This is a genomic window from uncultured Microbacterium sp., from assembly GCF_963521645.1.
In the GTDB taxonomy this organism is placed as follows: domain Bacteria; phylum Actinomycetota; class Actinomycetes; order Actinomycetales; family Microbacteriaceae; genus Microbacterium.
The window spans coordinates 1-9,010 of record NZ_CAUQVQ010000099.1; the positions used below are offsets into that span (position 1 = coordinate 1).

The following is a 9,010-nucleotide window of genomic DNA, read 5'->3' on the forward strand; positions in this document are numbered from 1 at the left end:
TGCCGCCGGCGTCGCCGCCGGACGCGCAGCCCGCGACGGTGACGGCGAGGGATGCCGTGGCGATGACGGCCAGTGCTCGCAGGTTCTTCTTCATCGAATGCTCCTTGATGTGGATGGGGGTGGTGGTGTGAGAGGGGACAGCGTGGAAGGGGTCATTTCGAGCCGACGTGTGCGACGCCCTCGATGATGTAGCGCTGCGCGAAGAGGAACACGAGCAGCACCGGGAGGCTGGCGATCACGGTGCCCGCCATGAGCGGGCCGAACGCGGTCTCGTAGTTGTTGACGAACGAGGCGAGCCCGACCTGGACGGTCATCATGTCCTGGCTGTTGAGCACGATCAGCGGCCAGAGGAAGTTGTTCCATCCCGCCTGGAAGCTGATGATGCCGAGCACCGCGAGACCGGCCTTCGCGAGCGGGAAGTAGATGATCGCGAAGATGCGGAACTCGCTCGCGCCGTCGATACGGGCGGCCTCGCCCAGCTCGTCGGGCAGCGTCTCGAAGAACTGCTTCATGAAGAAGACCGCGAACGCCCCGGCGGCGCCCGGGATGATGACGGCCCAGTACGTGTTGATGAGTCCGAGTCCGCCCTGGCCGAAGACGTCGTTGCCGCCGGCGAACGGGATGCCGCGCAGGATCAGGAACGACGGGATCATCGTGATGATGCCCGGGATCATGAGCGACGACAGGAACACCGCGAAGACGGCCGCGCGTCCCTTGAACTGCAGCTTGGCCAGGGCGTAGCCGCCGAGGGCGCCGAAGAAGATGTTCGTCGCGGCGCCGCCGATGCCGAGCACGAGCGAGTTCACGAAGTACCGCCCGAACGGCACCTCGTCGAACACCTGCAGGTAGTTGTCGAGCGTCGGGTTGGCGGGGATGAGGTTGAGCGCGCCGGAGAGGATCTCGGTGGCGGGCTTCAGCGAGGTCGAGATCGTCCATACGAGCGGTGCGACGGTGACGACGCTGATCAGGATGACGCCGATGTACCAGCCGAGCGTCGCGATGCGTATGCGCGTGGTCGGCCGGCGGCGAGAGGATAGGGGCGGTGCCACGGGAGTGCCGGCGGCCAGAGTGGTCTCGATGGCGCGGCCACCGCTGAGCGTGTTGGTCATCAGGCGCCCTTCCGGTTGGTGAGCTTCGCGTTCAGCAGCGAGAACACGAGGATGATCAGGAAGAGCACGAACGACAGCGCCGACGCGTATCCCATCTCGAGCGCGCCGAAGCCCTTGTTGTAGATGTAGTAGACCATCGTGACGGTCGAGTTGCCGGGGCCGCCCTTGGTGAGCACATAGGCCTGGTCGAAGACCTGGAAGGCGCCGATGATGAGCAGCGTCGACACGAGGAACGTGGTGCGCGTCAGCGACGGCAGCGTCACGTAGCGGAACTGCTGCCACGCGTTCGCGCCGTCGAGCCGTGCGGCCTCGTAGAGCTCGCCCGGCACGCCCTGCAGGCCACCGAGGAAGATGATCATGTTGGCGCCGAACCCGGCCCACACGCTCATCATGACGATCGCGATCATGGCCCACTGCGACTCGTACAGCCACGCGGGTCCGTCGATGCCGAACCAGCTGAGCGCCACGTTGAGCAGGCCGTTCTGCGGGTTCAGCATCCAGAACCAGATCGTGGCGGTCGCGACCGTCGAGGCGACGACCGGGATGTAGAAGAGCGTGCGGAACAGGCGCACCGCGCGGTGGCGGCGGTTGAGCAGCAGGGCGGTGGCGAGGGCGACGATGAGGCCCGCCGGCACGTAGAGCAGCGTGTAGTAGGCGGTGTTGCGCAGGGCGATCCAGAAGAAGGGGTCGACGGCGATGTCGAGGTAGTTCTGGATGCCGAGCCACTCGAAGTCGCCGACGATCGCGTAGTCGGTGAAGCTGATCACGAGCGCCATCACGATCGGCAGCGCCATGAAGACGAGGAACAGCACGCCGGGCACGAGCAGGAACAGCCAGGCGTGCCACGTCATCTGCCGAGCGCTCGGGTTGCGGCTCTTGCGGCCGCGGCGGGGTGCGGATGCCGGGGACTCGCCGCTCCGGTCGAGCGTGGGCGGCTCGGCGGTCGTGACGCTCATGCCGGCCGCGCCTCGGTCACGGGCTCGCGGCGCAGTGTGCCGCGGTCGAGAGTGCGCAGACCCGTCATGTCGAGCACGAGTTCGCAGAACATCGCGTTCGCCCACGAGAACCACTCGCGCGTGAACACCGTGGGATCCGTGACGAGGAACGACTCGTGCATCAGGCCGGTGCCGGCATCCGTCTCGAGCAGCAGCCCCAGGATGCGCTCCTTCTCGCTCCGGTCGTCGGTGGTGAGCGCTTCGATGCAGAGGCCGATCGGCCACACGTGGTCGACCGGGGTGTGCGGGCTGCCGAGGCCGCTCGCGTCGGTGCCCGAGGCCAGGGTGCCCGTGAAGAAGACCGGGTTGGCGGAGCTGAGGATGAAGCGACGGGTCGCGAGGTAGAGCGGATCGTCGGTCGCGCACCAGCCGATCAGCGGCAGGGACAGCAGGCTGGGCACGTTGGCGTCGTCGAGGAGCAGGATGCCGCCGCGGCCGTCGACCTCGTAGGCGTAGACGTCATCGCCGGACGGGCCGGTGACGACCGTGTGCCGTTCGATGCCGCGCTCGATGTCTGCGCGCAGGTCGCGGGCGCTCGCCGCGAGCTCGTCGTCGCCGAGCACCTTGGTGGCGATCGCCTCTATGTGTCCGAGCGCGACCGCGGCGAACATGTTGCCCGGAACGTTGTAGCCGTACTCGCAGGCGTCGTCGCTCGGGCGGAACGCCGACCAGGTGAGTCCCGTCGGCACGGTCTCGCCGCCGCGTCCGTCGCGCACGAGGGTGTCGCTGGGCGGGCAGTCGAACCGCTCGAAGCGGTAGGTCGAGCGGGCCTCGTGGTCTTGCTCCGTGCGCCACAGCTCGATGATCGTGCGGGCGGCGCGGGCGAAGGACTCGCCCAGGTGGTCGGTGCGGCCGGTCGTGACCCAGAGGTCGTGGGCGAGCTGCACCGGATAGCACAGCGAGTCGACCTCGTACTTGCGCTCCCAGATCCAGGGCGACTGCTCGGTGAGGTCGCTCTGGTGTCCGCTGCCGTCGGGAGCCGCGTTGAAGGCGTTGGCGTAGGGGTCGAGCAGCACGTACTCGATCTGCCGACGCGAGACCGCAGCGATCATGTCGCTGATCGTCTGGTCTTCCGCCGCGAAGTGCAGGTACGGGCCGAGCTGCGCGGCCGAGTCGCGCAGCCACATCGCGGGGATATCGCCCGTGAGCATGAACAGCGTGCCGTCGGGCATCTCGCGCAGGGTCGTGCCGAGAGTGTTCTCGAAGCAGCGCTCGAACATGGCCGCAGTGGCTTCGTCGGTGCGGGCGCGCACGCGCTCGGCGACGGAATGGATGAAGGCCGAATGGGTCTGAGCCACGATGCTCCTCGGTGAACCTGAGGTCGCCCCGCTCTGGACGACATCGCCGAGTGTAGCCCGGAATGCAGATTAAATCTATTTATATCTTTAGGTATGGTTCACTAGAGCCGTGTGGGCGCTGTGAGGCGCCACTAAGGGAATGAATAAGTATATGTAATGAGTGACAAGGGTTCGGAGGTGCTGGGCTGTCGGCCTCGGGCGGCGCGTCGGGCGCTGCGGTGGTGACCCCGCACCGTCACTTGTCGCAGGCGATGCCGTCTCCGTCGCGGTCGAGGTCGTAGATGTCGGATCCGACGATCCGCACCGGACCCTGCACGTAAGCGGGGCCGTCGCCGCTGCCGCCCGCGCAGTCCACGTCGCTTGCGACCGGCACGCAGGCATCCGCGTAGTTCGGGTCGCATCCACCGGGCTGAGGGACCGCCGGAACCGGAGCAGCCGGAACCGGCGCGGGAACCGCCTCGGGTTCGGGCGCGGGTGCCGGGGCGATCGGCGCGGGAGCGGGCACCCTGGTGCCGACCGCGGTGACTTCGTCGACCGGTGCCGTCTGCATGACCTCGCTCACGATATCGCGCGCAGTCTCCACTCCGTCGACGACGGTCACACGGTAGGTGATGACCTTCACGCCGTTGACGCCGGCGCTCACCAGCGCGGTCGTCCCCTGATCCAGCGCAGGATCGTCGACGGTCGAGACGCCGAACGGCACGATCATCTCTTCTGTCGCCGTCTCGAACGTCGTCGGCACCGGGGTCGGGGTCGGCGACGGAGTCGCGGTCGGCGTCGAGGTCGGGGTCGCGGCCGAGGTCGGGGTCGGCAGCGCGGCGAACGTCTGAGGCTCGGATGCCGTCGGCGTCGACGCGCCCGTGCTGGCGTTCGCGATGCCGCCGCCTGTCAGCAGCAGCGCCGCGACGCCGAGCGCGACGAACCCCGATGGCCGCGACCCCAGTCCGAGCGCAGGGGCGGGCCGCACGAGGAGCACGAACAGCGCCACGATGACCGCCGCGACGATCGCGAAGATCAACACGACAGGCGCGAATCGCGCGAGGACTCCGCCGACGACGAGCGAGGCGGCGACGACTCCTGCGATGCGCCAGCCGATGTCACGCCTCGCGGCATCCGGTTCTGCAGGCGCGACCGGCTGGTGCCGCTGCGAGGTGGCCACCGCGGCGGGCGAGGGTGCGGTGGCCGCGGTCCACTGGTGACCGTCCCACCAGCGCAGCTGGTTCGGGTTCTCGGGATCGGGATGCCACGCGGCAGGCGGCTGAGACATGAAGGTTCCCCTCGACGGCGAGGCGACGAATCGCCGGCGCCCCCAGAGCGCCTCGAACCTGTATATCGGTTGCGAGACGGAGCGGACAAGTAACGATTCACTAGTGCCGTCGTGATCCTGTCCGTCACGACCGCCTGTGCGCCCACCGGTGGGGTGGGGCCGTCGCAGCCGCCGACGCAGAGCCCGAGCCCGGCGACGCCGACTCCTTCCGCTTCCCCGGACGATGCCTCGTCATCGAATGCGTACCGCGACTCGCGATGGCCCGACATGATCTCGGATTTCCCCTACGAGATGCCGGCCGGGTACGAGTTCCCAGCGGAGATTCCGGACACGGGATTCGCGATGAGCACGTCGTGGGGCGACGACGTGGCCCATGCATGGTGGGGATGCGCCATGCTTCTGTCCGCGTGGTCGGCGGTCGACGGCGGCGATGTCGCACAGGCGGATCGGTTGCTCGGTCAGGTGAACGATGCCGCGACCGGGCGACCGGAGATGTTCCCGGGATGGAGCGCTCCCCTCGCGCTCGACTGGCAGGATCCGGTCTATCGAGAGGGCGGCGAATCCGGCCTCTGCGCGCAGTGGTTCGAGCGCGAGGAATCCGCTCTGGGCTGACCTCGGTCGATTCCGTGGGGCTGGCTGCGGTGGTCGGGCAGGGGCGGTCTTGCACGCGCGGATACGGGCGAGGTCGGTTTCGCGCCCACGGATTCGGGCGAGGGGCGACCCGTGTGGTGCGTGGGGCCGGGGGATGCGGTGGCTACGCCGCGACGTCCCGCTCGCTCAGGGCGCGGGCGATCCGTTCGACGGCCTCGACCATGACGGGCCGGGGCAGCGCGAAGACGAACCTCGTGTAGCCGATGCCCGCGACTCCGCACGCGGCGCCGTCGGTCATCGCGACCCCGGCGCGCTCGCGGAACCACTCGCCCAGATCGCCTGTCAGTCCCGTCTCGCGGAAGTCGAGCAGCGCGATGTAGCTGCCCTCCGGCACGATCATCCGCACGCCGGGCAGCTTCTCGTCGACCAACTGCGCCAGCATCCGCCGATTGCCGTCGAGGTAGTCGACCACCCCGTCGAGCCACTCGCGCCCGCCCGTGTAGGCGGCGACATTGGCGATGACGCCGAGCGTCGAGGTGCCGTGGCCCGCCCAGAATCCGAGGCTCTCCCAGAGCGCGGCGTCGGCGTCGTTCGAGATGATCACCTGCGCGCACTTGAGCCCGGCGAGGTTCCACGCCTTCGAGGCGGAGGTCGCGGTGAGCGTGTGGGACGCCGCGGCATCGGAGACCGAGGCATAGGGGATGTGCTGAGCCGGCGCGTAGACGATGGGTGCGTGGATCTCGTCGGAGAACACCCGGCCGCCCGCCGCTGTCACGACATCGGCGATCGCGAGCAGCTCGTCACGGGTCGCGACGGTGCCGAGCGGGTTGTGCGGGTTGCAGAGCACCAGCATCTCGCCACCGTCGCGGAACGCCTGGGCGACGGCATCCAGGTCCATGATCCAGCGGCCGTCGACCTCGATGCTCGGCACCTCGATCACTCGACGGTCACGCATCGGCGGCACCAGCAGGAACGGCATGTAGGCGGGCGTCGGCACGATGATCGCCGAGCCGGGAGTGGTGAAGTGCTCGATCGCCAGCTCGAACGCCGCGATCACATCGGGCACGTGGTGCACCCGCTCGGCCGAGAACTCCCAGCCGTACGAGTCGGAGTACCAGCGCGCCGTCGCCTGCGAGAGGTCTTTGGCGAGCTTCTCGGGCAGGTAGCCGGTGACGCCCAGGTCGAGAGCATCCTTCAGCGCGCGGTTGATCACGGGGGCCACGCCGAAGTCCATCTCGGCGACGAAGGCTCCGATGGTGTCGGGAAAGCTCGTCCATTTGACGCTGCCCGCTGCGCGCAGGTCGTGTTGAGTGATCTGGTCGAACGTGCCGGATGTCATGACTCAATCCTTTCACCGGTCGGTGACATCGGGGTCGGTCCGCGTGCGGAGTCTGGTGCGGGGGCGGTGTCTGGTGCGGGTGCGGTGTCTGGTGGCCCATGTGCGCCTGTGCACCTGCATGCTCAGATCACAGATGCATGCCGAGAACGCGGGATCCGACCTGCATCCGTGATCTGAGCATGCATCCGGGTCGGGTGTTCGGGTCCCGGTGCGGGTCCCGCCGCGGGTCTCGCCGCGTGGCCGCCGCGGGTCTCGCCGCGTGGCCCCGCCGCGGGGGGCCCGATGCGGGGCCGACGATGCGGGGTCACAGCGGGGTCACTCTCGCACCGGGAATCGGCGGTCGGCGTGTACGACTGGCCCCGCATCGTGCGTCACCAGTTCCCGAACCGCCCCACCGGCATTGAGCCACCTCCGCGGCCGTGTCAGGATTGCCCCGACCGGCCCACCGGGGGCGGACGAAGGGAATCTCATGCAGCTGGCGATGATCGGACTCGGCCGGATGGGCGCCAACATCGTGCGCCGCCTCATGCGCGACGGGCACGAATGCGTGGTCTACGACGTGAACGCGGATGCCGTGCAGACGCTGGTCGCCGAGGGGGCGACGGGTGCCGACAGCATGGCCGACCTGGCCGCGAAGCTCGAGGCGCCGCGGGCCGTGTGGATGATGGTGCCCGCATCGCTCACGGGAGCCGTGGCCGACGAGGTCGCGGCGGTGCTCGACGAGGGCGACATCCTGATCGACGGCGGCAACTCGAACTACCGTGACGACGTGCGGAGGGCGAAGACGTTCCGTGAGCGCGGCATCCACTACGTCGACGTCGGCACGAGCGGCGGCGTGTTCGGACTCGACCGCGGCTACTGCCTCATGGTCGGCGGTCCCGACGAGGCCGTGCAGCGCATCGAGCCGGTGCTGCGCACGATCGCTCCGGGCGTCGGCGAGATCGAGCGCACGCCCGGCCGCACAGGAGACCTGACCCCCGAGGAGCAGGGCTATCTGCACTGTGGCCCCTCGGGCGCGGGGCACTTCGTGAAGATGGTGCACAACGGCATCGAGTACGGCATCATGGCGTCGATCGCCGAGGGACTCAACCTGCTGCACAATGCGGATGCCGGGGTGCGCGAGGCCGAGCATTCCGCCGAGATCGCTCCGCTCGAAGAGCCGGAGTTCTACCAGTTCCCGATCGACACGTCGAAGGTCGCCGAACTGTGGCGACGCGGATCGGTGATCTCATCGTGGCTGCTCGACCTGACCGCCGCCGCGCTCGCCGAGAACCCGCAGCTCGACGGTCTCGCGGGCCGGGTGTCGGACTCGGGCGAGGGCCGCTGGACCGTCAAGGCCGCCGTCGACGTGGGCGTGCCCGTGCCGGTGCTCGCCGCGTCGCTGTTCGAGCGCTTCGCCTCGCGCGATGAAGACCGCTTCGCGAACCAGGTGCTGTCGGCGATGCGCCTGCAGTTCGGCGGTCACCAGGAGCTGCCGGCCGGAGATGTGCTCGAGGCGGGTGCACGCAAGGCCGAGTCGGACTGAGCCGCCCCCCCGGGCGGCTTCCTGCCGGGCGGGGCCACTTCCGCACCTTCGCGCCCAGGCGGGGCCAGTCTCACACCGGAAACGCGTTGATCCGGTGCGAAAGTGACCCCGTCTGCGGCAGGAAACGAATCGAACGACGTAGAGGAAGGAACCCGCGTGACTTCGATACCTCTGACCCGTCCGGCGGAGCCCGATGATGCCGTCATCGTCGCGAAGCTCTTGCACGCGTTCAACACCGAGTTCGACACCGCGAGTCCGGGCGTCGACGTCCTCGCGCGCCGCCTGACAGACCTGCTCGCCCAGCCGACGACGTTCGCGATCCTCGGCGGCGCGCCTGCCGTGGGGGTCGCGCTCGTGACGCTCCGCCCGAACGTCTGGTCGGAGGGGCCCGTCGCGCTCCTCGATGAGATGTACGTCGCTCCCGCGCACCGCGGAACCGGCATCGGTTCGAAGATCCTCGAGCACGTGGTGCGCGCCTGCCGTGAGCGGGGCGTCGCGGAGATCGAGATCAACGTCGACGAGTCGGATGCCGACGCCATGCGCTTCTACGAGAGTCACGGTTTCACCAACGGTGACCCCGACACCGGCGAGAAGGCCTTCTACTTCTCCCGATCGCTCTGAGTCACGCTTTGGGGTCGTTGAGCGACGGCCGTGGAGCGGGAGGCTTCCGGTCGTTGAGCGAGGACCGCGGAGCGGCAGACTCTCGGTCGTTGAGCGAGGACCGCGGAGCGGCCCGAGACGAAACGCGGTGAGGTTCGAGGTCGGCTCACGACGTTTCGTCTCGGTCGACTTCGTCGTCCTCGCTCAACGACCGTCGGCTCACGACGTTTCGTCTCGGTCGACTTCGTCGTCCTCGCTCAACGACCGTCGGGTTTCGGGCGACTTC

General features: G+C 68.7%; 8 protein-coding genes. 3 read left to right on the forward strand and 5 right to left on the reverse strand.

Going from position 1 to position 9,010, the window contains the following annotated elements; all coding sequences use genetic code 11:
* Positions 1 to 152 precede the first annotated feature (152 nt).
* The 4 genes from RWO82_RS14085 to RWO82_RS14100 form a co-directional block, all read right to left on the reverse strand.
* Positions 153 to 1,109: a carbohydrate ABC transporter permease gene (locus RWO82_RS14085; RefSeq protein ID WP_314428138.1), complete on the reverse strand. Its 957-nt coding sequence runs from the start codon at positions 1,107 to 1,109 to the stop codon at positions 153 to 155.
* Positions 1,109 to 2,065, reverse strand: coding sequence for a sugar ABC transporter permease (locus RWO82_RS14090; protein WP_314428139.1), 957 nt, complete (start codon positions 2,063 to 2,065; stop codon positions 1,109 to 1,111). The genes RWO82_RS14085 and RWO82_RS14090 overlap by 1 nt, the downstream gene beginning before the upstream one ends.
* Positions 2,062 to 3,402 carry a glycoside hydrolase family 125 protein gene (locus tag RWO82_RS14095; protein WP_314428141.1) on the reverse strand — a complete coding sequence of 447 codons (1,341 nt, stop codon included), beginning with the start codon at positions 3,400 to 3,402 and terminating at the stop codon, positions 2,062 to 2,064. The genes RWO82_RS14090 and RWO82_RS14095 overlap by 4 nt, the downstream gene beginning before the upstream one ends.
* A gap of 235 nt (positions 3,403 to 3,637) precedes the next feature.
* Complete coding sequence (locus RWO82_RS14100) at positions 3,638 to 4,669, reverse strand: G5 domain-containing protein (protein ID WP_314428143.1); 1,032 nt, start codon at positions 4,667 to 4,669, stop codon at positions 3,638 to 3,640.
* A 393-nt stretch (positions 4,670 to 5,062) separates the two neighbouring features.
* Here RWO82_RS14100 and RWO82_RS14105 point away from each other — a divergent pair, with 393 nt between their 5' ends.
* Positions 5,063 to 5,281, forward strand: a complete 219-nt coding sequence (locus RWO82_RS14105; protein ID WP_314428145.1) for a hypothetical protein — start codon at positions 5,063 to 5,065, stop codon at positions 5,279 to 5,281.
* A gap of 142 nt (positions 5,282 to 5,423) precedes the next feature.
* Here RWO82_RS14105 and RWO82_RS14110 read toward each other — a convergent pair whose 3' ends face one another.
* Positions 5,424 to 6,599, reverse strand: coding sequence for an aminotransferase class I/II-fold pyridoxal phosphate-dependent enzyme (locus RWO82_RS14110; protein ID WP_314428147.1), 1,176 nt, complete (start codon positions 6,597 to 6,599; stop codon positions 5,424 to 5,426).
* Between the two features lie 469 nt (positions 6,600 to 7,068).
* On the opposite strand from RWO82_RS14110, the gene gnd reads away from it, so the two are divergent.
* Entirely contained in the window at positions 7,069 to 8,124 is a 1,056-nt protein-coding gene (gene gnd / locus RWO82_RS14115) for a phosphogluconate dehydrogenase (NAD(+)-dependent, decarboxylating) (protein WP_314428148.1), read from the forward strand.
* Positions 8,125 to 8,280: 156 nt separating this feature from the next.
* Positions 8,281 to 8,745, forward strand: coding sequence for a GNAT family N-acetyltransferase (locus RWO82_RS14120; RefSeq protein ID WP_314428150.1), 465 nt, complete (start codon positions 8,281 to 8,283; stop codon positions 8,743 to 8,745).
* Positions 8,746 to 9,010 lie beyond the last annotated feature (265 nt).

Coding starts and splice junctions, on each gene's coding strand:
- RWO82_RS14085 (WP_314428138.1), bottom strand. CDS start 1,109: ATGACCAACACGCTCAGCGGTGGCCGCGCCATCGAGACCACTCTGGCC.
- RWO82_RS14090 (WP_314428139.1), bottom strand. CDS start 2,065: ATGAGCGTCACGACCGCCGAGCCGCCCACGCTCGACCGGAGCGGCGAG.
- RWO82_RS14100 (WP_314428143.1), bottom strand. CDS start 4,669: ATGTCTCAGCCGCCTGCCGCGTGGCATCCCGATCCCGAGAACCCGAAC.
- RWO82_RS14105 (WP_314428145.1), top strand. CDS start 5,063: ATGCTTCTGTCCGCGTGGTCGGCGGTCGACGGCGGCGATGTCGCACAG.
- RWO82_RS14110 (WP_314428147.1), bottom strand. CDS start 6,599: ATGACATCCGGCACGTTCGACCAGATCACTCAACACGACCTGCGCGCA.
- gnd (WP_314428148.1), top strand. CDS start 7,069: ATGCAGCTGGCGATGATCGGACTCGGCCGGATGGGCGCCAACATCGTG.